Annotated in this window: 25 protein-coding genes and 1 tRNA gene; 11 read left to right on the top strand and 15 right to left on the bottom strand. The window is 70.9% G+C overall.

Annotated features, from left to right (window positions below; all coding sequences use genetic code 11):
• Nucleotides 1-6 precede the first annotated feature (6 nt).
• From UG56_RS09200 to UG56_RS09175, 6 genes are all read right to left on the bottom strand, one after another.
• The gene (locus UG56_RS09200; RefSeq protein ID WP_045551772.1) at nucleotides 7-1,284 is read right to left on the bottom strand and encodes a pyridoxal-phosphate dependent enzyme; all 1,278 of its coding nucleotides are present in this window, start codon (nucleotides 1,282-1,284) and stop codon (nucleotides 7-9) included.
• A gap of 2 nt (nucleotides 1,285-1,286) precedes the next feature.
• Nucleotides 1,287-2,651, bottom strand: coding sequence for an alanine racemase (locus UG56_RS09195; RefSeq protein ID WP_071326978.1), 1,365 nt, complete (start codon nucleotides 2,649-2,651; stop codon nucleotides 1,287-1,289).
• Complete coding sequence (locus UG56_RS28655; protein WP_045552125.1) at nucleotides 2,648-3,862, bottom strand: hypothetical protein; 1,215 nt, start codon at nucleotides 3,860-3,862, stop codon at nucleotides 2,648-2,650. The genes UG56_RS09195 and UG56_RS28655 overlap by 4 nt, the downstream gene beginning before the upstream one ends.
• Nucleotides 3,863-3,865: 3 nt before the next feature.
• Nucleotides 3,866-5,044, bottom strand: coding sequence for an aminotransferase class V-fold PLP-dependent enzyme (locus UG56_RS09185; protein ID WP_071326977.1), 1,179 nt, complete (start codon nucleotides 5,042-5,044; stop codon nucleotides 3,866-3,868).
• Between the two features lie 18 nt (nucleotides 5,045-5,062).
• Nucleotides 5,063-5,287: a heavy-metal-associated domain-containing protein gene (locus UG56_RS09180; RefSeq protein WP_045551870.1), complete on the bottom strand. Its 225-nt coding sequence runs from the start codon at nucleotides 5,285-5,287 to the stop codon at nucleotides 5,063-5,065.
• An 88-nt stretch (nucleotides 5,288-5,375) separates the two neighbouring features.
• On the bottom strand, nucleotides 5,376-6,473 hold the full coding sequence (locus UG56_RS09175; protein WP_177191447.1) for a threonine aldolase family protein: 1,098 nt from the start codon (nucleotides 6,471-6,473) through the stop codon (nucleotides 5,376-5,378).
• Nucleotides 6,474-6,538: 65 nt separating this feature from the next.
• Between UG56_RS09175 and UG56_RS09170 the strand changes: the two genes are divergently transcribed.
• From UG56_RS09170 to UG56_RS09160, 3 genes are all read left to right on the top strand, one after another.
• Nucleotides 6,539-6,979 (top strand): hypothetical protein, encoded by a 441-nt coding sequence (locus UG56_RS09170; RefSeq protein WP_045551868.1) that lies wholly within the window; start codon nucleotides 6,539-6,541, stop codon nucleotides 6,977-6,979.
• 96 nt (nucleotides 6,980-7,075) lie between these two features.
• Nucleotides 7,076-8,176: a flavin-containing monooxygenase gene (locus UG56_RS09165; RefSeq protein WP_045551867.1), complete on the top strand. Its 1,101-nt coding sequence runs from the start codon at nucleotides 7,076-7,078 to the stop codon at nucleotides 8,174-8,176.
• 32 nt (nucleotides 8,177-8,208) lie between these two features.
• Nucleotides 8,209-9,828 (top strand): helix-turn-helix transcriptional regulator, encoded by a 1,620-nt coding sequence (locus tag UG56_RS09160; RefSeq protein ID WP_071326986.1) that lies wholly within the window; start codon nucleotides 8,209-8,211, stop codon nucleotides 9,826-9,828.
• A gap of 22 nt (nucleotides 9,829-9,850) precedes the next feature.
• On the opposite strand, the gene UG56_RS28300 is transcribed toward UG56_RS09160, so the two are convergent.
• Both UG56_RS28300 and UG56_RS27850 read right to left on the bottom strand, forming a co-directional pair.
• On the bottom strand, nucleotides 9,851-10,846 hold the full coding sequence (locus UG56_RS28300) for an ArsR/SmtB family transcription factor (protein WP_045550465.1): 996 nt from the start codon (nucleotides 10,844-10,846) through the stop codon (nucleotides 9,851-9,853).
• Complete coding sequence (locus UG56_RS27850; protein WP_045550464.1) at nucleotides 10,846-11,370, bottom strand: hypothetical protein; 525 nt, start codon at nucleotides 11,368-11,370, stop codon at nucleotides 10,846-10,848. Before UG56_RS27850 ends, UG56_RS28300 begins: the two co-directional genes overlap by 1 nt.
• A gap of 186 nt (nucleotides 11,371-11,556) precedes the next feature.
• Here UG56_RS27850 and UG56_RS09145 point away from each other — a divergent pair, with 186 nt between their 5' ends.
• Entirely contained in the window at nucleotides 11,557-13,650 is a 2,094-nt protein-coding gene (locus UG56_RS09145) for a HelD family protein (RefSeq protein ID WP_045550463.1), read from the top strand.
• 146 nt (nucleotides 13,651-13,796) lie between these two features.
• On the opposite strand, the gene UG56_RS09140 is transcribed toward UG56_RS09145, so the two are convergent.
• The gene (locus UG56_RS09140; RefSeq protein WP_143054965.1) at nucleotides 13,797-14,690 is read right to left on the bottom strand and encodes a hypothetical protein; all 894 of its coding nucleotides are present in this window, start codon (nucleotides 14,688-14,690) and stop codon (nucleotides 13,797-13,799) included.
• A gap of 461 nt (nucleotides 14,691-15,151) precedes the next feature.
• Here UG56_RS09140 and UG56_RS09135 point away from each other — a divergent pair, with 461 nt between their 5' ends.
• The 3 genes from UG56_RS09135 to UG56_RS09125 all read left to right on the top strand — a co-directional run bounded on the left by UG56_RS09135 (nucleotide 15,152) and on the right by UG56_RS09125 (nucleotide 17,579).
• A complete protein-coding gene (locus UG56_RS09135) occupies nucleotides 15,152-15,613 on the top strand; it encodes a GbsR/MarR family transcriptional regulator (RefSeq protein WP_218145172.1) in 462 nt (153 codons plus the stop codon).
• Nucleotides 15,610-16,791, top strand: coding sequence for an FAD-dependent monooxygenase (locus UG56_RS09130; RefSeq protein ID WP_045550461.1), 1,182 nt, complete (start codon nucleotides 15,610-15,612; stop codon nucleotides 16,789-16,791). The genes UG56_RS09135 and UG56_RS09130 overlap by 4 nt, the downstream gene beginning before the upstream one ends.
• 71 nt (nucleotides 16,792-16,862) lie before the next feature.
• Nucleotides 16,863-17,579: a hypothetical protein gene (locus UG56_RS09125; protein WP_045550460.1), complete on the top strand. Its 717-nt coding sequence runs from the start codon at nucleotides 16,863-16,865 to the stop codon at nucleotides 17,577-17,579.
• Between the two features lie 71 nt (nucleotides 17,580-17,650).
• Here UG56_RS09125 and UG56_RS09120 read toward each other — a convergent pair.
• Nucleotides 17,651-17,724 (bottom strand) — tRNA-Pro (locus tag UG56_RS09120).
• Nucleotides 17,725-17,801: 77 nt separating this feature from the next.
• On the bottom strand, nucleotides 17,802-18,521 hold the full coding sequence (locus UG56_RS09115) for a FadR/GntR family transcriptional regulator (protein WP_256206519.1): 720 nt from the start codon (nucleotides 18,519-18,521) through the stop codon (nucleotides 17,802-17,804).
• A gap of 123 nt (nucleotides 18,522-18,644) precedes the next feature.
• Here UG56_RS09115 and UG56_RS09110 point away from each other — a divergent pair, with 123 nt between their 5' ends.
• From UG56_RS09110 to UG56_RS09100, 3 genes are all read left to right on the top strand, one after another.
• The gene (locus tag UG56_RS09110) at nucleotides 18,645-19,145 is read left to right on the top strand and encodes a gluconokinase (protein WP_045550467.1); all 501 of its coding nucleotides are present in this window, start codon (nucleotides 18,645-18,647) and stop codon (nucleotides 19,143-19,145) included.
• Nucleotides 19,142-20,530 (top strand): GntP family permease, encoded by a 1,389-nt coding sequence (locus tag UG56_RS09105; RefSeq protein ID WP_045550458.1) that lies wholly within the window; start codon nucleotides 19,142-19,144, stop codon nucleotides 20,528-20,530. The genes UG56_RS09110 and UG56_RS09105 overlap by 4 nt, the downstream gene beginning before the upstream one ends.
• 81 nt (nucleotides 20,531-20,611) lie before the next feature.
• Complete coding sequence (locus UG56_RS09100; RefSeq protein WP_143054964.1) at nucleotides 20,612-21,208, top strand: hypothetical protein; 597 nt, start codon at nucleotides 20,612-20,614, stop codon at nucleotides 21,206-21,208.
• 44 nt (nucleotides 21,209-21,252) lie between these two features.
• On the opposite strand, the gene UG56_RS09095 is transcribed toward UG56_RS09100, so the two are convergent.
• On the bottom strand, nucleotides 21,253-21,747 hold the full coding sequence (locus UG56_RS09095) for a VOC family protein (protein ID WP_045550457.1): 495 nt from the start codon (nucleotides 21,745-21,747) through the stop codon (nucleotides 21,253-21,255).
• A gap of 122 nt (nucleotides 21,748-21,869) precedes the next feature.
• Here UG56_RS09095 and UG56_RS09090 point away from each other — a divergent pair, with 122 nt between their 5' ends.
• Nucleotides 21,870-22,361, top strand: a complete 492-nt coding sequence (locus UG56_RS09090; RefSeq protein WP_045550456.1) for a MarR family winged helix-turn-helix transcriptional regulator — start codon at nucleotides 21,870-21,872, stop codon at nucleotides 22,359-22,361.
• 77 nt (nucleotides 22,362-22,438) lie between these two features.
• Here UG56_RS09090 and der read toward each other — a convergent pair whose 3' ends face one another.
• Genes der through cmk form a run of 3 tightly spaced genes read right to left on the bottom strand, consistent with a single transcriptional unit; the run spans nucleotide 22,439 to nucleotide 25,243 of the window.
• Nucleotides 22,439-23,824, bottom strand: a complete 1,386-nt coding sequence (gene der, locus UG56_RS09085; protein WP_045550455.1) for a ribosome biogenesis GTPase Der — start codon at nucleotides 23,822-23,824, stop codon at nucleotides 22,439-22,441.
• A complete protein-coding gene (locus UG56_RS09080) occupies nucleotides 23,817-24,527 on the bottom strand; it encodes a lysophospholipid acyltransferase family protein (RefSeq protein WP_045550454.1) in 711 nt (236 codons plus the stop codon). Before UG56_RS09080 ends, der begins: the two co-directional genes overlap by 8 nt.
• Complete coding sequence (gene cmk, locus UG56_RS09075) at nucleotides 24,524-25,243, bottom strand: (d)CMP kinase (protein ID WP_084100772.1); 720 nt, start codon at nucleotides 25,241-25,243, stop codon at nucleotides 24,524-24,526. The genes UG56_RS09080 and cmk overlap by 4 nt, the downstream gene beginning before the upstream one ends.
• Between the last annotated feature and the right edge of the window lies 1 nt (nucleotide 25,244).

Genomic DNA, 25,244 nt, shown 5'->3' with positions numbered 1-25,244 from the left:
GGGACCTCACATGCCGGCGAGCGGACGCCCGCTGTCGCGCCAGGAAAGGACGCCTCCCTCGAGGTTGTAGGCCCGGCACCCGGTCGCGGCGGCCCGGGCCGCGAACCGCGCCGACCGGTCCCCCGTCGGGCACACGAAGACCACCCGGGAGGCCTCGGAGAACGGCGTTCCCGCCTCCATGACCTGCTCGAGCAGGTCGTCACGGAGGTTGATCGCGCCGGGGATGTGGCCCGCCTGGAACGCCAGGGCGGTGCGTACGTCCACGACGACCACGTGCTCACCGGCCGCGCTCCATGCCTCCATCTGCTCAGGAGCGACCGAGGGTGCGGCGTCCTGGGTGGCGGATCGGGCCGCGCCGAACAGGTCGGGGCGGCGGTGGCGGTAGTAGGAGAGGTACGGCTCCATCCGGTCGCACGCGATCACGACCGCGGTGACCGGCCCCCCGGGCCCGGACAGGAGCCGTTCCCGTGCCGCCGCGTAGGCCGCCCCGGTCGTCGGCCCGGCCAGCACCCCGTGCCGCCGCGCGAGCTCGAGGCTCGCGGTGATGGCGTCGGCGGAGTCGACGGCGGCGATGGCGTCGTAGAAGCCGGGCTCGAAGAGCCCGACCTCCCACATCTCCGCCGCGGAGCGGATGCCGGGGATGAAGTCGCCCTCGGCGGCGACGACGCCGACCACGGCTGTGTCAGGGTTGCGTTCACGCAGGTACGTCGCTGCCCCTCGGGTCGACCCGGTGGTCCCGAGCCCGCCCACGAGCAGGTCGACCGGGCCGGCGTCGCGGTAGATCTCGCGGCCGGTCTCCTCGTAGTGGGCTCGCAGGTTGTCCTCGTTGGTGTACTGCGAGGTGTGGTGGTAGCGGCCGGGTTCGCGCTCCATGAGATCGCCGATCACCCCGAACACGTCGTTGGGCGCGGTCGGGTCCGGGCACTCCGAGAGGCCGGGCATCTCGGTCACGTCAGCGCCCAGCAGCGAGAGCATCTCGCGGACCTCGCGCACCCGGACCCGGTTGGTGAAGGCGCGGAACCCGACGCCGTGCATCGAGGCGATGATCTGGAGCGCCTTGGCGGTGTTGCCGCTGGAGGCCTCCAGGACGACCTGCTCGTCTGCGACGATCCCGTCGATGTGGTCGCGCAGCAGCGCCCAGGCGACCCGGTCCTTGACGGAGCCGAACGGGTTGGCCGACTCCAGCTTCAGGAAGATCTCGGCCTCGGGGACACCGTGGCCGGCCGGGTCGAGCCGCAGCAGCGGGGTGTCGCCGATCATGTCCAGCACGCTGTCGTAACGCATGGTCAGCTCCCGTGGTCGTCGTCGGAGGTGTCGGCGGCGAAGGTGAATCGGTCACCGTCCAGGATCGCCGCGATCTTGCGCGGCGGCGGATGCCCGCCGGCGGCGGACGCCGACAGGTCCATCTGATAGGCGGCGGTGTTGACGAACGCGAGTACGTCGCCGCTGGCCGGCTCGGCGTCGAGGAACACCTTGCGGCGGCTGACCAGGTCGGACTCCAGGCACAGCCGCCCGGCCAGGAACACTCCCTCCTCCAGTGGGTCGCCGCGGCCGTCGACGAGGACCGGGTCGAGCAGGACCTCCTGGTCGGCCGGGGTGATCTGGTTGCGGGACAGGTCGAGCACGACCAGATCGCGCCCGGCCGCGCGTTTCCGGTAGAGCACCTCGGCCACGGTGATCCCGGCATGGTCGACCAGGGCCTTCCCCGGCTCGATCCACAACGTGAGCAGGCACTCGCGCAGCACCTCGGCGACCGGTCGCCGCTCGATCTCGGCGGTCAGGAACCGCTCGAGCACCTCGGTGGCCGGGCGGTGGTTGCCGTACTTGTGCGCGGCCGGCACTCCGAGGTCGTGCCCGGGCCACGCCAGCTCGCCCGGCGCCGCGGCGGCGAGCGCCCGCGCATAGCGCTGGAACGGCTCGGGGTCCTCGACGAAACGCTGCCGGAACCCGCCGCCGATGTCGATCACCGACGGCCGCAGACCTTTCCGGTGCGCGGCGGCCACGACCGCCATCGACTCGGTCAGCGCGTCCACCCGGGCGGCCGGGTCGGCGGTGTCGAGGTGGAACGCGACACCACGCAGGTCGAGGCCGGGCGCGCGGCGTACCGCCTCGAGGGCGGCGTCGGCGTCGGCGAGGTCGATGCCGAACCGGGACGGCGGCACCACCGGCGAGGCGAAGCCGGACAGCCGCAGCAGCACCGGGACCGTGCTGCCGGCCCGCGCCGCGGCTGCCAGCCGGTCGAGCTCCCAGAGGTCGTCGGCGTTGGCGGTGACCCCGAGCGCCGCGATCCGCTCGATGAAGGCCCGCGACTTCGGCCCGGTGGCCTCGATCCGGTCCGGTGGGAATCCTGCGGCAAGAGCGCGGGAGAGCTCGGCCTCGGAGGTCACGTCCGCCCCGAGACCGGCGGCCGCTGCTCGGCCGAGGAGCGTGTGCGAGGCGTTCACCTTGTGCGCGTAGAAGATGTTGTACGGCACCCCGTGGCGCTCCAGCACGGCCGCGAGCCCAGCCGCGTTCTCCGCCATGACCTGGGGGAAGACCAGATGGAGCGGGGACCCGAACCGCTCGATCGCCTCACGCACCGCGTCACCGTCGGCCAGGAGGCGCTCGGCGATCGGGTGGCGCGCCGCTGGGAGCGGATAGCGGGGACTCACCCCTCGGCCACCGTGTAGCCGCAGTCGCGCAGGTCGGCGAAGACCCGGTCGCGCTGGTCGGCGTCGGTGAACCTGGCCCGCACCCGCTTCCCGTGCAGGTCGACCTCGATCAGCTCGGCGGCCTGGGCGTCGAAGACGGCGGTGATCGTCACCCGGCAGTGCCGGCAGGTCATGTCCGGGACCCCGAACTCCTGCTCCCCCGCCGCGAACCGGGCATCCCCTGCGGGGGCGGGAGCGTCCGCGATCCGCACGGACCCGACCGCGGACCGGAACGCGCCGGTCAGCGCCTCGGCGACAGCAGCCAGCGGCTGGACGCGTGCCCCATCGACCTGGTGGACGCGCTGCCCGAGACAGACCGGGCGCTCGCCGACCGGCAGCAGGGCGTACTGGCGCGAGATCTGGTCGAGCTCGACGTGGTAGCGCTGGATGGCGGCGCGCACGCCCAGGCCCTCCTCGCGCGCCCGGTCCATCACCTCGTGGGCGTCGGCGATGGTGCGGCGCTTCATCTCGGCGAGCAGCGCGACGGTGTCGGCGGTGTAGCGCAGCCGGCCGCCGGATCCCTCGAGGCTCGCGGGGATCATGCCCCGGCGGTAGGTGGAGGCCTGCAGCTCCCAGAACCAGGTCGAGGCCACCGTGCCGTAGAACCCGGAGGCCAGCATCGCCTCGGCGAACTCGACCGGGTCGTCGATGCCTACCTGTCCGGCGAGCATGCCGTGCTGGACGAGCGCGCGACCGGCGGCCTCGGCGCCGACGCGGAAGATCTCGGCGGGCTCCTGGTCGGTGGTGGTGTCGGCGAGCGTGTCGAGATCGTCGTCGCCGAGTGCGTCCGAGCGGGCGGTGACGGGTTCCGCGCCGGCGATCGCGTCGCCGACCGCGATCACGGCCTCCCGGGCGGCGATCGGCAGGATCGGTCCGAGCGGTCCGGGCCCGATGTGGCCGCTGTTGGCGATCCCGCGCGAGTCACGCCAGGTGACCCGGTGCGTGGCGGTGACGATCTGCTCGGGCCGGCACGGCCGCATGTAGGCCTCGAGGTAGCGGCGCTGCCCCGTCGTGAGCGCGCTCCCCGGCTCGGGCCGGAGCTCCTCGAGGCGGTACTCCACCGAGACCGCACCGACGGCCGGTGCCGGGCCGGCCAGGAAGTCGGCGCCGGCGACCTCGGCCAGGATGCGGGCGGCGGCGGCACGGTCGTACCGGATGCCTTCGTTCTCCACGTGTCAGTCCCTTTCGGCAGCGGCGGCGAGGCCCTGCAGGAGTCGGTCGACGTCGTTCTCGTCGTTGTAGAGGTGGAAGCTCACCCGGACCGCGTCCTCCCGCGGGCCGTCGAGACAGTGGTCGCCCGCGCGTACGTAGATGCGGCGGCGTTCGAGGGCGAAGGCCACGTCGTCGCCGGCCTGGCCGTCGAGGGCGAAGGCGGCGATGCCGCTGTGCGGGCCGCCCGCCTCCACCGGGGGCCCGAGGAGCGTGACCCCTCCGATCCGGGAGGCACCGTTGGCGAACCGGGCGGCGAGGCCGGCCAGATGGCCGCCGACGCGGTCGATGCCGATGCCGTCGAGGAACGCCGTGGCGCTCGCCAGTGCCGCCGCCCCAGCGCCGTCGAGACTGCCCTCCTCGGCGGCGTCGGTGAGCGGCGAGACGTGGCGCGCCGGACCGCTCCGTGCCGCCGCCCGGTCGACCGCGATCCGGCGATGCTGACCACGGCGTACGTAGACGGTGCCCGTGCCGGGAGGTCCGAACATCTTGTGGCCGGAGACGACCGCGAGCTCGGCGCGCGACTCGGCCAGCCGCAGCGGCAGCCGTCCCGCGGTCTGGGAGCAGTCGAGGCAGACCGTCGCTCCCGGCGGGATCGCCAGCGCGTCGAGGTCGGTCCGGGTGCCGTGGAGGTTGTGGACGTCGGTGGCGACGACGACCGCGGTGCGATCGCTCGCTGCTCGTGCGAAGTCGTCGGGGTCGATGCGGCCCAGGCGGTCACGGCGGTAGGGCACCGCCCGCACGCCGTGGTTCTTCATCCGTTCGGCGAGCCGGAGCCAGGGCCGCACCGTCGAGAGGTGGTCGCCGGGGCAGTAGAGGATGTCGCCGCCGTCCGCGAGCGCGGTGGGACCCCACCGGTCGGCCAGGAACGCCATCGCGCCGGTGGCGCCACGGCTGAAGGCGACCTCGTCGGGGAAGGTGGCGCCGAGGAACGCGGCAACGGCGGCGCGGGCCTCCTCGAGGCGGCGCAGTGCGTCGCGTGCCCACGGGTGCCCGCCCCGGCCGGGGTTGGCGGCGGGACCACGCAGCTCGGCGGTGAGCTGGGCGATGACGGCTTCGGGGCACGGGGTGCCGGAGGCGGCGTCGAGGTAGACGAGATCGGGTTCGGCGGTGAGGGCCGGGAAGTCCCGGCGGGAGCCGAGCACGGACGAATCCGCCGCCGGTCAGGGTTCGCGGGCGATCGAGAACCCGGCCTTGGCGAGCGTTGATCTGAGGACCCTCGGCTCGAGCTGTTGGTCTGCGGTGACGCGGGCGCTCGAGACGGCTCCCGGGTTCAGATCGACCTCGACGCCGTGGACCCCGTCGAGATCACCCAGAGCGTTGGTCACGCTCTCGACACAGCGGTTGCAGGTCATTCCATCGATGCGCACTTCGAACTGAACCGACATGAGGCTGCCCTTCAGTAGGACTTCGCTGGTTGTTCGAAAATATCACCGGCCGCGCGCCCGCGTGCCCGCTTTGGACCGGTCTCCCGCCTCAGTCTCGGAGCACGAGAGCGCCGAGGTGGTCGGCGACGGTCTGGGGGTCGAGCTCGAGCGCGCCCTGCGCGACGGTCACCTCGGTCACCACACGACCCGGCTCCTCGGCCGCGGTCCAGGGTCTGCTGAACGCGAGCGAGTGCTCCTCCAGTGCGGCGAGGAGACGGGTGTTGATCTCGTCCGGGTCGCCGGCTGCGTAGAGAAGGAAGGTGTTGGTGTGCGGCACCGGCGGCTGGACGGTGATCTCGTCCGGAAGCGCGGCTGCCAGGGTCCGCGCCCAGGTCACGCACTCGCCGATGTGCGGGAGCCGATCGCGGAGGCCGACCAGCGCGGCGACCGCCTCGGCGGTGGAGCGGTAGAGGGTGCCGCCCATCCGGTGCCGCCACAGCCGTGCCTGCGCGACGAAGTCGTCGTCTCCGAGCAGCGCCGCGCCGGCGAGGCCGCCGAGGCCCTTGTAGAAGCTGGTGTAGACGGTGTCAGCCAGGCCCGCGATCTCGGTCAGCGGCTTTCCGAACCACTCCTGCGACTCCCAGATCCGGGCGCCGTCGATGTGGAAGGCGATCCCCCGCTCGCGGCATCCCTGCGCCAGCTCGGCGAGCTCGTCGAAGGTCGGCAGTACGCAGCCGGCCTCGCGCAGCGGAAGCTCGACAAGACACGCCGCCAGCGGGCCCGGGATCGCGTTCAGGTGCGCCCTCGTCGGGGTCTCGCGCCCCGTGGTGAGGTGTTCGATCCGCAGGTCCTGGAGGATCCTCGGCCCGTCGTCCTCGTGGACGAGCAGGTGGGAGAGGTCGGGCATCGCGACGCGACGGTTGCCCGCCGTGTCGGCGTGGATCCGCAGCGCGACCTGCTGCGCCATCGTCCCCGAGGGGAAGTACGCCGCCGGCTTCCCGAGCAGCTCGGCGACCTCCGCCTCCAGGCGCGCCACCGGCCCGCGCTCGGCGTAGAAGTCCCACTCGTCGATGCCCATCTCTCGGCACGCCTCGGCGAGCCCGTCGAAGACCTCGGCCGGCCCCCGGTACGCCGCGAACAAGCTCTCGCGGCAGGCGGTCGTCGCGGCCCGGAGCCGCTCCTCCACTGACTTCTCAGGCTCGTCCACGCAGCTCACCCTAGTGAGCGCGTCGACCTCGGGCATCCGGGTTTCCGCGGCCCTACCCTGGTCCCATGAAGCTGTCGGCGGACCTCACCCGGCCTGACTCGAGGTTCCAGAACCTGCTCTCCCTCCGTGCCGCGACCTACCTCGGTGTGGCTGGCGCCCTGCTCACCGTCGTCGTCGCCGGCTGGCCGCAGGTCGGCCTCGTCCTCGGCTGCCTGTCGGTGGTCGGTCTCTACAGCGTCTATCCGGCCCTCTCGCTCGTCTGGGGCACCCGCGCCGAGCGACTGACGGAGTGGGCCTTCCTGGGCGCCGCGGTCGTCAGCATCGCGCTCGCCGTCACCGTCTCCGGCCGCTGGCTCGCGCTCGGCTGGGCGCTGCACGGCGTCTGGGACCTGCTGCACCACCACGACCGCCACGTCCTCGGGCTCCGCGGCATCCCGCCGTGGTACGTCCACATGTGCTGGATCTGGGACCTGCTGGCCGCGCTCGGCCTCCTGCTCGTGCTGTGACCTCCCGCCGTGGGTAGATCGACCCATCCCGGGCCGCGACCGGATGCGCCGTACGACCGACGCGAAGCGCCGCCGCGCGGACCTAGCGTCGAAAGCATGGACACCACACACATCGAGACGATCATCATCGGCGCCGGCCAAGCCGGCCTGGCGACCGGTTACCACCTACGACGACGCGGCCGCCCGTTCGTCATCCTCGACGCGAACGCGCGGGTCGGGGACAACTGGCGGCGCCAGTGGGACTCGCTCCGGCTCTACTCGCCGGCTCAGTACGACAGCCTCCCGGGACTCCCTTTCCCCGCGCGGAGATGGTCGTTCCCCGGGAAGGACGACGTCGGCGACTACCTCGAGACGTACGCCCGCACCTTCGACCTCCCGATCCGGCTCGAGACCCGGGTCACCGGCCTGGAGCGGAACGGCGACGGCTTCCGGGTGACCACCGACCGCGGCACCTGGACCTGCGACAACGTGGTGGTCGCGACCGGCACCTTCGGGCGTACGCCGAACGTCCCCGCCATCGCGGCGGAGCTCGACCCGTCGATCCTGCAGCTCCACTCCAGCGAGTACCGCCGTCCCGGGCAGCTGCGCGACGGCCCTGTGCTGGTCGTCGGCGCCAGCCACTCCGGGTGCGACATCGCCTACGAGGTCGCCGAGTCGCGGCCCACGATCCTGGCGGGGCGCGACTGCGGCCAGATCCCGCCGCGCCTGGACTCGCCGATCATGCACGTGGTCTTCCCGATGCTGCTCTTCGCCTGGCGGCACATCGTGACCCGGCGTACCCCGATCGGCCGCAAGGAGATGCCCGAGATCCGCCGCCACGGTGGGCCGATGCTGCGGGTCAAGCGCGCCGACCTGGCCGCCCGTGGCGTCGAGCGGGTCACCTCCAGGATCGAGGAGGTGCGCGACGGGCTGCCCGTGGTCGACGGCACCCCGCGCGAGGTCGCCAACGTCGTGTGGGCCACCGGGTTCCGGCAGGCCTTCGACTGGATCCACCTGCCGGTGCTCGACGAGGACGGCTGGCCGCGGGAGATGCGCGGTGTGGTGGCGGAGGCCGACGGGCTGTTCTTCTGCGGCCTCAGCTTCCAGTACGCCTTCAGCTCGATGCTCCTCACCGGCGCCGGGCGCGACGCGGCGCTCGTCGCCGACCGGATCACGTCCCGGATGCGACAGGGCGCACGGGTCTCCGCGGCCGCCTGAACCGAGTACGCTCTCCGGTGGAGGTGCCTGCCGTGGCCGACATCCAGCTGGAGAGCGCTCGGTCCGCCTACGCGCGCGGTGACTGGGCCGCGGCGTACGCCGCCTGGTCGGGCGCCGACGCCGACACGCTCTCGGCCGAGGAGCTCGAGGACTTCGCCGTCGCCGCCGAGCTGACCGGCCACCACGACGAGACCGTGACCGCCCTGCACCGCGCCTTCCGCCGGAGCCAGGAGACCTCCGACCTCGGCCGTTCGGTCCGCTGCGCGTTCCGGATCACGATGACCGCGTACGTCCACGGGGAGAGCGCGCTCGCGCGCGGCTGGACCTCGCGGGCGGAGAGCCTGGTCGCCGAGGTCGATGGCGTGGAGCGCGGGTGGGTCGACTTCCTGCGGATGTTCCGTGCCTTGGAGGCGGGTGACTTCGCCACGGCCGGCGGCTGCGCCGACGAGGTGGCCGAGCGCGGCCGGCGCTTCGCCGAGCCCGACCTGACCGCGCTGGGGCTCTGCGCGCAGGGCCGGATGGCGCTCTACTCCGGGCGGGTCGTCGAGGGCCTGGCGCGGCTCGACGAGGCGATGGTCCGCGTGATCGCAGGCGAGGCATCCCCCGTCGTGGCCGGGCACGTCTATTGCACCGCGATCGAGGGCTGTCAGGAGATCAGCGACTTCGGCCGGGTCGCGGAGTGGACCGCCGCCCTGGAGCGCTGGTGCGCCGCTCAGCCCGGGCTGCTGGCGTTCACCGGCCAGTGCGCGGTCCACCGCGGCCAGCTGCTGCGGCTGCACGGCGAGTGGCAGCAGGCGCTGGAGGAGTTCGAGCACGCCACCCGCCGCTACCAGGAGGTGAACGCTCCGGACGCGGTCGGGCTGGCGGCGTACGAGGCCGGCGAGGTGCTCCGCCTGCGCGGCGAGCTCGCCGAGGCGGACGCCGCCTACGAGCGGGCGGCCGACCGCGGCTTCGACCCGCAGCCCGGCCTCGCGCTGCTCTGGCTCTCCCGCGGGCAGAGCGCCGCGGCGCTGGCCGCGGTCGACCGGCTGCTGGCGGAGACGAACGGTCCCGTGCAGCGCTGCCGGCTGCTGCCTGCCGCCGTCGAGGTGCTGCTCGACGCCGGCGAGATCGACCGGGCCCGCGAGGTCGCCGCCGAGCTCGACGGCCTTGCCGGGCACTTCGGCTGCGTCTGGCTCGAGGCCGCCGCCGCGCACGCCCACGGCGCGGTCGAGCTGGCCGCGGGCGATGCCGCCGGCGCCCTCCCCTACCTGCGCAAGGCGCAGCAGCTGTGGGCCCGCGCCGAGGCGACCTATGAACGGAGCCGGGCGCGGTTGCTGACCGGCCGCGCACTGGCCGGGGTCGGCGACACCGAGTCCGCGCGCCGCGAGCTCGAGGCGGCGCGTACGGTCTTCCGGCAGATCGGCGCCCGCCCCGCCGCCGACGAGGCCGACGCCCTGCTCGCCCCCGCCGCGCTCCCCGCTGGCCTCACCGCCCGGGAGGCCGAGGTCCTCCGCCTGGTCGCCTCCGGCCGCAGCAACGCCCAGATCGCCGCCGACCTGGTCCTCAGCGAGAAGACCGTCGCCCGTCATCTCTCCAACATCTTCACCAAGCTCGACGTACGCTCCCGCACCGCCGCCACGGCCTTCGCCTTCGAGCACGGCGTGGTCTGAGACCTGACGTCTGGACCGGTGCTCAGCCGTGTGCCTCGTCCCGCACGTCGGCCAGACCGGCGTCGACCATCACGGACGCGAGCGCGGTGCGCTGGTAGAGCACCCGCCGGCCGCTGCGCCAGCAGGTGACCAGGCCGGTGCGGCGCAGTACCGACAGATGGGAGCTCACGGTCGCGGCCGAGAGTCCGATCTCCCGGGCCAGATCGGTCGTCGACCGCGGCACCTGCAGGGTCATCAAGATCTGGCTCCGGCTCCGGCCCAGCAGCTCACCCAGCGCATCGTCGCGCTCCACCGGCAGCGGCCGGTCGGCCCACAGAGTGCCGATGCCACGAGCGCCGTACGTCAGGCTCGGCTCACCGAGGAGACCGAGCTCGACCCACATCCTCGGCCAGACGAAGACGCTCGGGACCAAGGTGAGGCCTCCGCCGTCGATGTCGCTGTCGGTGGCGCTGTTGATCCGGATCGCCTGATCCGTGAGCTGCAGCGAGGGGTGCAGGTCCGAGAGCAGCGAGGCCATGCCACCACGCGCCAGCCGGTCCAGACGGTAGGCCACGTCGGCGTCGAGGACCCCGCGCAGCCGGGGCCAGTAGGGCGCGAGCACCTGGTGCCAGTAGCGCTCGAGCTCTGCCGCGACCCGTTGCGGAGCGTCGGCGTCCTCGAGGACCCGGCGTACGTCCGGCGTGACCCCGACCCCGCGCCAGGCCTGCTCCAGCTCCAGCAGGAGGTGCTCGTGCGGCCAGCCCGCGACCAGCTGGAGCTGCTCCTCGATGGTGGTCTCCGTGCTGGTCGCGCCGACGAAGAGGAACTCGGCGACGTGTCCCCCGGGCGGCACGATCGCCCGGAGCAGGTCGCTGTCGGTCCGCCGCAGCTCGCCACGCGCTCGGTCGTACCAGCCGCGGTGCAGCGGATGGATGACGCCGGAATGGGCCGCGTACAAGCTCTTCACGGCCTCGGCCAACGGCGAGAACGCGAAGCGTGTCCGGGCGAGCACGGCGGAGCTGAGCCGCAGCTGGATCATCAGTCGAGAGTCTGGCACACGTCCTCGACGGTGCCATCGATCTCCGTGAACTCCCGCTGCCCGTCGGCATGCCGGCTGTAGTCGACGTTCCCGGAGACGACGTAGACGCCCGGCGCGGTGAGCGCGTTCGGCACCCGGATCACCGCCAGCCCGTTGCCGTGGAAGCGGAAGTCGATGCTGCCGTCCTCGCTGATCGTCGCGCGCAGGGTGCCGGAGGTGTCGCGTCGGATCGACTCGCCGCTGTCGACGTTGGTGAAGCGGAACCCGAGCGAGCCCTGGGTGTCGACCACTCGCGGTGAGCCGTCGGGGAACGTCTCCGCCACCCGGGTGATCTCGTGGTCGTACAGGACGTCTGCCTGCAGCTCGAACGTGCAGCTCTCCCCCGCCGCGAGGTGGAACGGTGGCGTGAAGGTCTGCTCCCACCCGGAGCTGCCTCCCTGATCCGCGAGTGCCGCCGGGACGATGGCGTTCACCGCCACCACCGCCGCACCGATCGGTACCAGCCGTCGCACGGTCTTGTTCATGGTTGCTCCTGTGATGCTGAGGAATTCGGACATGCCTCATCGTGGAGAGCAACCTCGAGCGCGGCGACGATTAGATCCAGACCGAAAGCTCAGCCGCAGGTGAGGCCACGGATCCGGGAAAAGATCAACGTTGTCTTTACCCAGATCGCCACCCATAGTTGACGTCCTCCAACGGAAGGCGGGTACGTGGGCGAGCAGCTCGACAGAGCCGGGCAGGTCGACGAGGAGCAGCGGTCGGTGGACGCGATGCATGCGCTCCTCGAGGCCGAGGTGAGCGCGAGGCGCACAGCGCAGGAGCGGGCGATCGCGGCGCCCGTCGACGGGCCAGCCGAGCGTTATGCCAGGGATCTGGAGGTCGCCCAGCTGACCGAGAGCATCCGACAGCTGCAGGCAGCGGAGCACGCCCTGTGCTTCGGGCGGATCGACCGTGCCGAGGACGGCGAGTCCTTGCACATCGGCCGGATCGGGCTGCGCTCCGAGGCCGGCGAACCGCTGCTCATCGACTGGCGGGCCGAGGCCGCGCGGCCGTTCTACGCGGCGACGATGGCCGCGCCGATGGGGGTGCGCCGGCGTCGCCACCTGCGCCTCGACGGGGGCCGGGTCATAGACGTCAACGACGAGATCCTCGACGGTACGTCGCCGACCGCGGTGGACCTCGTGGGCGACAGCCCGCTCGTCGCCGCGCTCAGCACGGCCCGGACCGGCCGGATGCACGAGGCCGCCGCGACCCTCCAGGCCGAGCAGGACGAGATCGTACGGTCGCCCCATCGCGGGATCATGGTCGTCGACGGCGGCCCGGGGACCGGCAAGACCATCGTCGCGCTGCACCGCGCGGCGTACGTGCTCTACGCCTTCCCTTCGATCGCCGAGCGGGGCGTGCTCGTCTTCGGACCGAACCGGCGCTTCCTCACCTACATCTCCGAGGTGCTGCCGTCGCTCGGCGAGAACGACGTCGTCCTGGCGACGATGCCGGATCTGGTGGATGTCGAGGCGACCCGGGCCGAGCCGGACCACATCGCGCGGATCAAGGGCCGCTCGGCGCTCGCCGACGGCCTCGCGCGTCTGGTGCGGAGCCATCAGCCGCACGGCGTACCGCTGGAGCTGAAGACCACCCACGACACGGTGACCCTCGCCCCGGAGGTCGTCGACGCCGCCCGCCGCCAGGCCCTGCAGGGCGACGTCGGACACAACCGCGCCCGCGCCCTCTTCACCGAGTACGTCGTCGACGACCTGGTCAGCGAGCTGGAACGGCGCACCACGACGGAGATGTCCGACTTCGAGGAGGAGCTTGAGGCACTGCTGGGCATCGATCTCGACCGGCTCGCCGGTGTCGACGGCGAAGCCTCGCAGGACGAGCTCGACATCGACTGGGACAGCATCCGTGAGGATCTCCTCGAGGACCCGACCATCGACCGCGCGATCGCCCGGGTCTGGCCCCGGCTCTCTCCTGAGGATCTCGTCCGCGGGCTGCTGAGCAGCCGTGACGTACTCGCCGCCGTTCTTCCCGTTGTCACCGCCGACGATCTCGCGCTCCTCGGTGCTCGCGACGGGTGGAGCAGCGCGGATCTCGCCCTCCTGGACGAGGCGCGCGCCCTCGTCGACGGTGCGTCCGAGACGAGCTACGGACACATCGTCGTCGACGAGGCCCAGCAGCTCTCCGAGATGGAGTGGCGGGCGCTGATGCGCCGCTGCCCGAGCCGCTCGATGACGATCGTCGGAGACCTCGCCCAGGCAGGCCCCTCGACCACCCTCCGTTCGTGGGACGACGCGTTGAGCCCGTACGTCGAGGAGCGCTTCGTCCACCACCGGCTGACGGTCAACTACCGCACCACGACCGAGATCCTGCTCGCCACCGAGCCGCTGCTGGCCGAGATCGCTCCCGATCAGCAGCTCTCCAGATCGATCCGCCACGGCGACCAGCCACGGGTCCTCGGCGTGACCGACGAGGCCCTCCCGTCGACGCTGGGCAGCCTGATCGCCGAGGTGACTCAGAAGCACCCCGGTGAGCTGATCGGCGTCATCGCCGCCACCGACCGGTCGCACGCTCTGGAGGCCGAGGTCGCGAAGGCGGGCGGGACGATCGTCGCCGCGCCCGACGCCCGCGGCCTGGAGTTCGACACCGTGATCATCGTCGACCCCGCGGGCGTCCGAGCCGCCGGGGACGCCGGCCCGCGCGACCTCTACGTCGCCATGACCCGTGCGACAAAGCGGCTCCTGAGCCTGCAACCGTCCACCACGGGCCGCGATGGAGACGCATCCCCTAGCGGCTCAGCTGCTTGATCAACTCCGCCGGCGTGCCTGCGACCTTGTCACCGAGCGGATCCTGTCCTTCGATCGACATGTCGAGTCTGCCGACACCTATTCGCTCCGCGTCCTGTGCGACCGTGAGGAGGTCAGCCCGTGACTTGACGGTCAGCACCAACCAGCTATCGGCCCCGCCGCCGACGTAGGTGACGCTCGCGATCGGCGAATGCTTCAGCCCTTCGAGGATCGCAACCTCGCTCTCGACTTCCTCGATGCTGCCCATCACCAAGAGCAGAAGGCACGTCGGTGACCGACACGAAGAGGTCGTTCGGGTTAACCAGCTTCGCCTGCGCGGCGAGAGCCGACCTGTTGGCATCGACCGTGTCGGCCAAGGGAACATTGAAGTGGAGCCCGATCTTGTTCGGCTTCTCGTTGAAGCCGCCGACCTGCACCGACGCACCGTCATAGGCGCTCCAGTCCGGCAGGCTTTCGAGGTCCGTCACGACGCTGCCGATCAGGCTCGCGTCGAGCTTGTCCATCCCCACCAGGACACGAGATCCTCCCGGAACCTCGACCGAGAGCGTGCCGTAACGAGTCGCATGATCTCCCAGGGCCTTCAGCACGGTGACGGTGACGCCCATCGGGTCCTCGACGCCCTCCAGCGACACCCAGAACGAGTCATCGATCCCCGCCGAACCGAACGGCTTGATCTCCTCTGAGGTGTATCGACCGAGGTCGAGACCCGCCAACTCCACGAACCCGGCAACGGCCTCGTTGGGCAGTTCCTGCTGCGCCACATCAGAGCCGACGACCACGCCGTTGCTCCTCAGATCCCAGCCATCCACCCTGGCCGTGAAGCCGCCGTCGTCTTCCCACTTGGCGATCCGATCAGCGACCGGTTTCAGGTCGCTCTCCTTGACCTCAGAGAACTCCACCCGCCGGTCATCGACATCAACCGCCTCGACTCCGGCCATCTTCAGGAGGTCTTTCTCCAAGGCCGCGTCCCGATCAAACGGCCCGCACCCCGACAGACCCAGCACCAAGCCTGCGACCCCAACCCCGAGCATGAGTCTCATCCGTGTCCCCGATCCGAGTACGTTCTTGGATCACCTCTGGTGTCCACGCAAACAGTGCCACGACACCGGCCCCGCAGGGCGCCACCGCGCCCGCAACTTCGCGCTCTTCGCCGGCACCACCCGCAACTGCCTGGGCGACACCCGTGCCGAGGTCGAAGGCCGGCACACCTGGCAGGTGGGCGCACCCCTGACCTACCTCAATGGATCACCCGGACCCGAGCCACGCCGCGGGGCCTCACCGGCCCGACCTCGCGGCGGCAACCGACCGTCCGTCTCACCCGATGGGCGCAGCATCGATCCACGATTGCGTGAGCCTCGTCGCAAGGCTGTGGCCCGTTGAGTACGTCGATGCGCACACCGCCCTCCCACTCCGCCGTGGCCTTCGCCCAGCCACAGGCTTGCTATGGATAGCTAGTTCAGAACATACTGAACTTCCTGGACGATGATGGAAGGCGGTTCGCGTGGCGGAGCGTGAGCAGGTGCTCGACTGGGTCGAGCGGATGGCGATGTTCTGTGCCGAGGAGTACGGGGTGCCTCCGATCGCAGGCCGGATCCTGGGATGGCTCATGATCTGTGACCCGCCAGAGCAGTCCGCGGGCCAGATCGCGGCGGCAATCGGGGCGAGCAAGGCATCGTTGGCCACGAACATGCGGGTGTTGACGGACGCGAAGTTCGTGCGCCGGCGCACCCGTCCGGGTGAGCGGACGAATTACTACCGCGTGGACGACGACGCGTGGGAGACCGTGATCCGGCGACGTGTCGCCAGCCTGACCGAGTTCCGTGACCTCGCCGCTGACGGGATCGACTTGGCCGGGACCGGTAGCGGCCGCGCCGAACGGCTACGCGTGGCGCACGACGTCTACGACTGGATGGCCAAGCTCTTCACGGAAACACCGCGCCCGAGGACGAGGAAGCAGCCGTGACCACACGGGACAAGACGGCGCTGATCGCAGGCGGTGGAATCGGCGGGCTCGCCGCGGCGATCGGCCTGCGGCAGGCCGGGTGGACGGTGACCGTGCTGGAACGCCCCAGCGAACTCCGCGAGGTCGGCGCGGGCTGGTCGTTCGCGCCGAACGCGGTTCGTGCGGCGGACGCGTTGGGTGTGGGTGAGGAGTTCCGGGCGGTCTCGGTGCCGACCGAGGCCGGAGCAACCCTGCGCACCCCGGCCGGTGACTACCTCATGCGGTTCCGGCACGAGCGCGATGCTCCGCTGCTGGCCAACCATCGTGCAGACCTGCACCGCGTGCTGGTCGAGCAGCTGCCGACCGAGGTGGTACGTACCGCCGCCGAGGTGACCGGTGTCGAGCAGTCTCCCCGTGGGGTGACCGTCAGCTACCAGACCCCGGCCGGGCCACGGTCGGCCCAGGCTGACCTGCTCGTCGGGGCGGACGGGATTCACAGTGCGGTCCGCCAGGCGGTGTGGCCGGACACTCCCGCGCCGGTCTTCCAGCGGATCCTGTGCTGGCGCGGCGTGACCGAACCGGGTGCGGTGTGGCCCGTCGAAGGGTTCCAGACCTGGGGGCGCGGCGCACGGTTCGGCGCGCACCCGCTCAACCACCAGCGGGTGTTCTGGTTCCTCACCATCCGCCAGGACGACCCCGGCGTCCGCTATCACGACGACCTCGCCGAGGTCCTCCGCCGTGTCGGAGGGTGGCACAAGCCGATCCCGGCCCTGCTGGCAGCGACCCCGGCGGACTCGGTGCTCTGTCACGACATCTTCGACCTCGACCCGCTTGCCTCCTATGTGGACGGACGGGTGGCGGTGCTCGGCGATGCGGCCCACGCGATGACTCCGTTCCTCGCCCAGGGCGCATGCCAGGCACTGGAAGACGCGACCGTCCTGGCCGCCGAGCTCGCCGACGCCACCGACATCCCCGCCGCTCTGGCACGCTACGACCAGGCCCGGCGCCCCCGCAGCCAGATGGTGGCGCGGATGGCCCGGCAGGACCCGAAGATCAGCCTGTCCACCAACCCGCTCACCTACGGCCTGATGACCAGCCTCACCCGTCTTGCCGGCGGCGGTGTCGCGGCCCGCAAGACCGCCCGTCTCTGGGACTGGAGCCCGCCCAGCCGTCGCGAGAACGCAGAGAAGGGCGAATGACATGACTGTCGACCTGGTCCTCAGCTCAATTTGGCGAGGCGCATCAAGGCCAGGTGCGGGATCCTGCCAGGGTGTCGTTCCTCAGTCCGAAGTGCCCCGTCTCCGAGAAGGCCCGTGACTGGGTCGAGACCTCGGTCGACTGGCTGCGCGCGGAGTTCGGCGACGCCGCTCTGTTCGGCGAGGTGCTCTTGCCGAGCTCCGTCCTCGCCCTGTGGTCGGGCAATGAGCTGACCGATGCGGAGCGAGTGCTGGAGCTGATCTGCGCCCGGATGCATGCGCCACGCGTCTCGATCGATCTGCAGATCACCGAGGACCAGGCCGACCCGGGCCTCGGTGGAACAGTGCCGTTGGCCAGCCGGTGGAGCGGCGAGGCCGGTCATTACCGCCGCGACGGCGATCGGTTCGTGGTCGCGGTCAGCCGCGGCGAGCTGAGATCTCCGGTCTCGCTCACGGCGACGCTCGCGCACGAGGTCGGTCATGTCCGTCTCCTCGGCGAGAGCCGGATCGCGCCCGACCAGTACGACCAGGAGCAGCTCACCGATCTCATCACCGTCGTCTTCGGTCTGGGCGTGTTCACCGCCAACGCAGCGTTCGACTACCACCAGGACAGCACCGGCTGGCGCACTCAGCGCCTCGGGTATCTGGGCGAGCAGCTCCTCGGCTACGCCTTGGCGTACGTCGCTCACTCTCGTGGCGAGCACGCCCCCGCATGGGCGGCGCATCTGGACACGAATCCCCGCGCCTACATGAAGCAGGGCCTGCGATATCTGAGGGCGCGTGGCCACTGAGCAGGGTCCGAGGCGTCCCAAAACCAAACTGGCTCTGACTTGTTTGCCAAGTCAGAGCCAGTTCGTTTCGGTCGGGCTGACAGGATTTGAACCTGCGGCCCCTTGACCCCCAGTCAAGTGCGCTACCAAGCTGCGCCACAGCCCGAAACTGCGAGTGGATTTCTCCGCTCGAAGCGATCCGAACATTACCGCACGGCGGCGCATGGCCTCCAATCGGTACCCCTACGGCGGGTCGTCGGCGGCAGCGAGGGCTTCGGCGGCCTCGTCGATGATGGCGCGCATCGACTCCTCCGCCGTGTCGGGATCGCCGTTGCGGATCGCGAGCGCGACCTTCTCGTGCAGCTCGATGGCCGTCGGGTTCGGTGTCGCGGGCATCAGGTGGTGGTGCGTACGTCCGGCGAGGAGCTCGGCGACGACATCGCCGAAGGCGGCGAGCATCTCGTTGCCGCAGGCGCTGAGGAGGACGCGGTGGAAGACGGTGTCGGCCTCCAGGTAGGCCTCGAGGTCACCCGCGGCGGCGTGGACGACCATGTCGGCCACGGCTCGGGCGAGGGCGCCGTGGTGCTCGGGCTGGGCGCGCTCGGCCGACAGCCGGGCCGCGATCGGCTCGAAGCCGCGGCGCAGCTCGGAGAGCGAGAGCAGCTGCTCGCGCCTGCCCTCGCCGTCGAGCCGCCAACGGATGACGAGCGGGTCGAAGACGTTCCACTCCTGGCGCGGGAGCACGGTGATGCCGACGCGGCGCCGGGTCGCGACCATGCCCATCGCCTGCAGCACCCGCACCGCCTCACGGGCGACCGGCCGCGAGACCTCGTACGTCGCCTGGATCCCCTCCAGCGTGAGAACGGCCCCCGTCGACAGCTCTCCGGACACGATCTGGCGCCCGAGCGCGTCCCTCACGCTCTGGTGCAATCGGTGCGCGGCCTCGCCGCTGGAAGTCGTCACGGCGGCATCGTCGCACATCCTCAGCGCAGCGCAATCGGAATCCTTTACAACACGCCGCCTTGCCAAACGGATGCCTTTTGATGCACGCTGTGACGCGTGACACAGAACCCCCTCCTCGTCGTCATGGGAGTCTCCGGCTCCGGCAAGTCGACCGTCGGCGCTGCGATCGCCCAGCGTCTCCGGGTCCCCTTCGCCGACGCCGACGACTTCCACCCGCCGGAGAACATCGCGAAGATGGCCTCGGGCCGTCCGCTCGACGATCACGACCGGCAACCCTGGCTGAACACGCTCGGCGGCTGGCTCGCCGAGCACGAGCACACGGGTGCGGTGCTGAGCTGCTCGGCGCTCAAGCGCAGCTATCGCGACCTGCTCCACCGCCGCGCCCGTGGCGTCCGGCTGCTCCACCTCAGCGGCTCCCCCGAGGTGGTCGAGGCGCGCCTGTCCGCCCGCGCGGGGCACTTCATGCCACCCTCGTTGTTGCGCTCGCAGTTCGCCACCCTCGAGCCCCTCGCTCCCGACGAGCAGGGCACGACCATCGACATCGATCAGGACATCGATGCGATCGTCGACCGCTACCTCGCCACCATCGACCCCACCTCGAACCTGACCAAGGAATCCGCATGAACATCCTCGCCGCCGCGATCGAGCCGGTCGCTCCGGTCGCCTCAGGAGGCGTGCTGCTCGCCGCCGCCCTGGCCGCGATCGCGCTGATCGTCGTCCTCATCACCTACGTCAAGCTGCACCCGTTCCTCGCGCTGCTGCTCGGCGGCATCGCGGTCGGCGTGCTGTCCGGGCGCAACGTGATGGACGTGATCACCTCCTTCGGCAACGGCTTCGGCACGACCGCCACCGGCGTGGGCCTGCTGATCGCGCTGGGCGCGATGTTCGCCAAGCTCCTCGCCGACTCCGGCGGCGCCGACCAGATCGTCGACACCATCGTGGGCAAGTCGTCGGTCCGTACGCTGCCGTGGGCGATGGCGCTCGTCGGCGCGATCATCGGCCTGCCGATGTTCTTCGAGATCGGCCTGGTGCTGCTGATGCCGGTCATCTACCTGGTCGCCCGTCGGGCCCAGGTCTCGCTGATCACGGTCGGCATCCCGACCCTCGCCGGTCTCTCCGCGATGCACGGCCTGGTGCCGCCGCACCCGGGTCCGCTCGCCGCCATCGGCGCGCTCCAGGCCGACCTCGGCACGACACTGGCCCTCGGCGTACTCGTCGCCATCCCGGTCATCGTCGTCAGCGGTCCGCTGTTCGGCCGGCTCGCGGGCCGCTGGGTCGTCGTCGACGCGCCCCACACCTTCGACGCCGCGCCGGTGACCGAGGGCTCCGCCGGCACCCGCCGTCCCTCCTTCGGCATCACCCTGTTCAGCGTCCTGCTGCCGCTCGTGCTGATGCTCGCCAAGGCGATCGTCGACATCGTGATCAACGACCCGGAGAACCAGGTCCAGCAGGTCTTCGACGTGATCGGCTACCCGCTCGTCGCGCTGACCATCGCGGTGATCGTCGCCATGTTCACCCTCGGCCGCGGTGCCGGGATGGACCGCCGTCAGATCGCCAAGACCGTCGAGCAGTCGCTCCCGCCGATCGCGGGCATCGTGCTCATCGTCGCCGCCGGCGGTGGCTTCAAGCAGTCGCTGATCGACACCGGCATCGGCACCCAGCTCGCCGAGTGGGCGCAGGGCTCGGGCGTCTCCGCGATCCTCCTCGCCTGGGTGCTCGCGGTCCTCATCCGTCTCGCCACCGGCTCAGCGACCGTCGCCACGATCACCGCCTCCTCGCTGGTGGTCGACCTGGTCGCCAACATGCCCACCGCCGAGGTCTCGCTCGTGGTGCTGGCCGTCGGCGCCGGCTCGGTGTTCTTCTCCCACGTCAACGACGCCGGGTTCTGGCTGGTCAAGGAGTACTTCGGCCTCGACGTGGTGCAGACGATCAAGTCCTGGTCGCTGATGGAGACGGTGCTCTCGGTGTCCGGGCTGGTGTTCGTCCTGGCGCTGAGCCTGGTCATCTGACACCCACCCTCACGAAACTGTCGGTGCTGTCCGACACAATCACTCCTGACACATGGATCACACCCACCACAGGAGCACACCGTGTCGGATACACCTTCCCCATCCAACACAGCCCCGAACAGCACCGAAGAGACCACCAGCCCAGCGCCCTCCGGCAAGCTCGACCCGATCTCCCGCAAGGGCACCCCTGCCCACCGGACGCGGTCGAAGCGGGAGGGTGCTGGGCGCCGTCAGGGGATGCCGGTGCAGGCGATCAGCCTCTCCGTGCCGGCATCCCTGGCCGCACAGTGGAAGACCTACAGCCAGGAGGTCCCGCGCTCGCTGGTCGACGTGATGCTCGACGCCGTCGCCGCGACCCGCCCCCGGCTCCCGGTCCTCCTGCGGGCCCACCAGGCCGCGCTGCGCGAGAAGACCAGGCCCGTCTCCGACGGCACCTTCCTGCGCACCGTCCCGCAGCCGAAGCGCCTCGAGGACCCGTACGTCACGATGCCCCTGCGCCTGCTGGCCACGAACGTCGACGTCCTCGATGCCATGGTCCACGAGATGGCCGCGGAGTCCCGCTCGCAGCTGGTCGTGGTGGCGCTGACCGCGTGGCTCGCCGACCGGCGGGCCGAGGAGCAGGTCTACGAGGAGCAGCTCGAGCTCGAGGTGCCCGAGGACCCGTTCGACCGTCCCTGAGGGCATCCGGGACGGGCTCACCCCGTCCCGGATGCACCTGAACCTCAGAGCACCTTGGTGCCGTACATCTCCCCCAGCGGGTCGGCGAGGAGCTCGAGCCGCTCTCCGTCGGGTCCCTTGAAGTAGATCGACGACTTGGACTCGACCATGTAGTCGATGCCGGCGTCGTCGAGCTTGGCGCGCAGGTAGTCCCACTTCTCCCGGGTGACCGAGATCGCGATGTGGTGCAGCCCGCCGAGCACCTCGGCGTACGGGCCCAGGTCGAGGCCGGGGAGCGTGAAGAAGGCCAGCAGGTTGCCCGCCCCGACGTCGAAGAAGAAGTGGTCGGAGCCGGCGTAGTCGCGGTTCTCGAAGATCTCGGTCAGCGGGAACTCGAGAAGCCCCTGGTAGAAGTCGATCGACCGGCGTACGTCGGAGGAGAGCAGCGCGGTGTGGTGGATCCCCCGGGCCGTGCTGGCCGGCCGGGCGCCCTCCTCGCGGAGGTACTCCTTCTTGATCCGCTCACGGTCCTTCGTGATGAAGTCCATGTCGATGCTCATCGTGCGCTCCTCATGGAGAACAGTCTAGTTTCTGCATCAACCGTTAGCCTAAGCAGCCAACGCTCCCGGGCCGGTGCCCGGTGCTGCTGAACCAGCAGTTACGAATCGGTAAGGTGTACCTCATGGACGAGGTCAAGTGGCTCAGCAACGACGAACAGGTGGCATGGCGTTCCTGGCTCGCCGTCAACGCACAGCTCACCGCGCGGATGAACCGCGACCTCCAGGCCAAGAACGGCCTCTCCCTCGCCGACTACGACGTTCTGGTCAACCTGACCGACGTCCCCGACCGGTCGCTGCGGATGTACGAGCTCGGCGACAAGCTGCAGTGGGAGAAGAGCCGGCTCTCGCGCCAGGTGATGCGGATGGCCGCGCGCGGCCTCGTCGAGCGCCGCGAGTGCCTCGACGACCGGCGTGGCGCCTACGTCGACCTCACCCCGGCCGGGCTCGAGGCCATCGAGGCCGCCGCTCCCGAGCACGTGAAGCTCATCCGCCGGGTCATGTTCGACGCGTTCACCCCCGAAGAGGTCGCGGCGCTGACGAAGCTCTACCAGGGTGTGCTGGAGCGCCTCGAGGTCAAGGCCCCCGAGGTCGCCGCGGACGGTTCCGCCGCGTAGCCCGGCTAGCCCCAGACGTACGTCAGGCCCGCAGGTCACCATCGGTGCCCTGCGGGCCTGTTCCGTTGCGCTGCCGGCTAGCGCTTGCGCTTCTCCCGGACCCGCTGCTGGAGCACGATCGGGGTGCCGACGAATCCGAACTCCTCGCGCAGGCGGCGCTCGATGAAGCGTTCGTAGGAGGCCTCGAGCTTGCCGCTGGTGAACAGGATGAACGTCGGCGGCGCGGTCGAGGGCTGGGTGCCGAAGAGGATCTTCGGCTGCTTGCCCGACCGGACCGGGTGCGGGTGCTCGGCGACGAGGCGACCGAGGAACGAGTTCAGCGCGCCGGTGCCGATCCGCGTCTCCCAGCCCTCGAGGGCCTTGTCGAGAGCGGGGACCAGGCGGTCGACGTGCCAGCCGGTGCGCGCGGTGATGTTGATCCGCGGCGCCCACTGCACCTGCACGAGGTCGCGCTCGATCTCGCGGTCGAGCTGCCAGCGGCGGTCCTCGTCGACGAGGTCCCACTTGTTGAAGGCGATCACCAGGGCGCGACCGGCCTCGCGGACGGTCTGCAGGATGCGGATGTCCTGCTCGGAGATCTTCTCGCCGCCGTCGATGACCAGCACGGCCACCTCGGCGCGGTCGATCGCGGTCGTGGTGCGCAGGGACGCGTAGTACTCGTGGCCCGAGGCCTCCTTGACCCGCTTCCTGATGCCCGCGGTGTCGATGAAGCGCCACTCGCGGCCACCGAGCTCGATCAGCTCGTCGACCGGGTCGACGGTGGTGCCGGCGACGTTGTCGACGACCGCCCGCTCCTCCTTGGCCAGCTTGTTGAGCAGCGACGACTTGCCGACGTTGGGCTTGCCGACCAGAGCGACCCGACGGGGGCCACCGATCTCGGTGCCCTCGGGGAGCGGCGGCGGGTCGGGCAGCACCTCGAGGATCGCGTCGAGCATATCGCCCGAGCCGCGGCCGTGCAGCGCGGAGACCGGCCAGGGCTCACCGAGCCCGAGGTTCCACAGCGCGGCGGCCTCGGCCTCGGTGCGCAGGTCGTCGACCTTGTTGGCGGCGAGGACGACCGGCTTGCCTGACTTGCGCAGGATGCGTACGACCGCCTCGTCGGCGTCGGTGATGCCCACCGTCGCGTCGACGACGAAGAGCACGGCGTCGGCCAGGGAGACCGCGATCTCGGCCTGGGCGGCGATCCGCTCGGCCAGGCCCTGGGCGTCGGGGTCCCAGCCGCCGGTGTCGACCAGCGTGAAGGCCTTGCCGTTCCAGTCGGCGTCGTAGGAGACGCGGTCGCGGGTCACGCCCGGTACGTCCTGGACGACCGCCTCGCGGCGGCCGATGATCCGGTTGACCAGAGTCGACTTCCCGACGTTCGGGCGGCCGACGACCGCCAGCACCGGCAGCGGGCCGGTCGGGGTCTCGTCGGTCTCGGTCATGTCTCGCACGTCCTCGTACGAAACGTCGGGGTCAGTCATCGTTCTCCTCGGTAGGTAGCGGACCGGGCAGCTCGCGACCGGTCAACGCCAGGGCATGGTCCTGTTGGACCTGCATGTGCTTCTGGAGCAAACCCGAGACATGCCCGACTTGTTCCCTGGTACGCGGCCAGCCTACGCGCTCGACGTGGAAAGGCTCGCCATAGACGATGTCGATCCGGGCACCTTTGTGCGGCAGCGACGAGACGCCGCCACCCGGGTCGCGGCTGCCGAGCATGGTCACCGGCACCACCGGGGCGCCCGAGACCATCGCGAAGTAGGCCGCCCCTCGCTTGAACCGGGCAAGGTCGCCCGCGCCCCGGTGGCCCTCCGGATAGATCCCGACGGCGTTGCCGTCGCGCAGGACGCGCAGCGTCATCTTCACCGCCGCCGGGTCGCTGCCCATCCGGTAGAGCGGCACCTGGCCGGCCCAGCGCAGGAACGGGCCGAGGAACCAGTGCTCGAACATCTCCAGCTTGGTCAGGGCGTGCACCGGCCGCGGCGTGAAGATCGCGAGCAACGGGCCGTCGATGATGCCGATGTGGTTGGACGCGAAGACGACCGGCCCCGTCGCCGGGATGTTGCCCGTCTCGTGCAGCCGTACGTCGAAGCGGCGCCGGATCAGCCACCGGGCGTAGACGTTGAGGTGGTAGAGCGGCCACCGGGTGGGGTGCGGGACCCCATCCGTGTCTGGAAGGTCTCTCACTCCCCCGCCTTCTCGGCTGTTGCACGAACCGTGGTCTCGACGAGCTCGACCACCGACTCGATGACCTCCTCCAGCGTGTAGGGCGTCGTGTCGAGGTGGGTGGCACCCTCCGGCACCGCCGCACCGCCCTTGGTCGAGTCGATCTTGTCGCGGTTCTCCAGCGACGCGCGGACGGCCTCCGCGTCGGTGCCGCCCTCCTCGGCCGCACGGCGCGCGGCGCGGGCGGCGGGATCGGCGGTGACGTACAGCTTCAGCTCGGCCTCGGGCCAGACCGCGGTGCCGATGTCGCGGCCCTCGACCACGATGCCGTTGCCGGCGGCGAGGGCCTGCTCGATCTCCTGCTTCTGGAGGGCGATCAGGCGGGCGCGGACCTCGGGAACCGTGGCGACCGGCGAGACGGCGGCGTTGACCCGGTCGCTGCGGATCTCGACCGAGACGTCGGCGCCGTCGAGGGCGATCGTCGGGCCGAGGGGGTCGGTGCCGGAGGTGATCACCGGCTTGCCGGTCGCGGCGGCGACCGCGTCCGCGTCGTGCACGTCGATGTCGTTGCTGAGCATCCACCAGGTCATCGCCCGGTACATCGCGCCGGTGTCGAGGTAGCGCATTCCCAGGCGGTCGGCGACCCCGCGCGAGGTGCTCGACTTCCCGGAGCCGGAGGTGCCGTCGACGGCGATGACGATGCGGGCGGGGTCACTGGTCGGGTTGCTGCTGCTCACG

The sequence above is a fragment of the Nocardioides luteus genome, assembly GCF_000960475.2.
In the GTDB taxonomy this organism is placed as follows: domain Bacteria; phylum Actinomycetota; class Actinomycetes; order Propionibacteriales; family Nocardioidaceae; genus Nocardioides; species Nocardioides luteus_A.
This window is presented reverse-complemented; position numbering and strand designations above follow the sequence as displayed.

What these genes read in the sequence shown, in the direction of transcription:
- UG56_RS09140 (WP_143054965.1), bottom strand. Translation starts at nt 14,690, where the DNA reads ATGAGACTCATGCTCGGGGTTGGGGTCGCAGGCTTGGTGCTGGGTCTG.
- UG56_RS09180 (WP_045551870.1), bottom strand. Translation starts at nt 5,287, where the DNA reads ATGTCGGTTCAGTTCGAAGTGCGCATCGATGGAATGACCTGCAACCGC.
- UG56_RS09170 (WP_045551868.1), top strand. Translation starts at nt 6,539, where the DNA reads ATGAAGCTGTCGGCGGACCTCACCCGGCCTGACTCGAGGTTCCAGAAC.
- UG56_RS09105 (WP_045550458.1), top strand. Translation starts at nt 19,142, where the DNA reads ATGAACATCCTCGCCGCCGCGATCGAGCCGGTCGCTCCGGTCGCCTCA.
- UG56_RS09095 (WP_045550457.1), bottom strand. Translation starts at nt 21,747, where the DNA reads ATGAGCATCGACATGGACTTCATCACGAAGGACCGTGAGCGGATCAAG.
- UG56_RS27850 (WP_045550464.1), bottom strand. Translation starts at nt 11,370, where the DNA reads ATGAACAAGACCGTGCGACGGCTGGTACCGATCGGTGCGGCGGTGGTG.
- der (WP_045550455.1), bottom strand. Translation starts at nt 23,824, where the DNA reads ATGACTGACCCCGACGTTTCGTACGAGGACGTGCGAGACATGACCGAG.
- UG56_RS09110 (WP_045550467.1), top strand. Translation starts at nt 18,645, where the DNA reads ATGGGAGTCTCCGGCTCCGGCAAGTCGACCGTCGGCGCTGCGATCGCC.
- UG56_RS09165 (WP_045551867.1), top strand. Translation starts at nt 7,076, where the DNA reads ATGGACACCACACACATCGAGACGATCATCATCGGCGCCGGCCAAGCC.
- UG56_RS28300 (WP_045550465.1), bottom strand. Translation starts at nt 10,846, where the DNA reads ATGATCCAGCTGCGGCTCAGCTCCGCCGTGCTCGCCCGGACACGCTTC.
- UG56_RS09090 (WP_045550456.1), top strand. Translation starts at nt 21,870, where the DNA reads ATGGACGAGGTCAAGTGGCTCAGCAACGACGAACAGGTGGCATGGCGT.
- UG56_RS09200 (WP_045551772.1), bottom strand. Translation starts at nt 1,284, where the DNA reads ATGCGTTACGACAGCGTGCTGGACATGATCGGCGACACCCCGCTGCTG.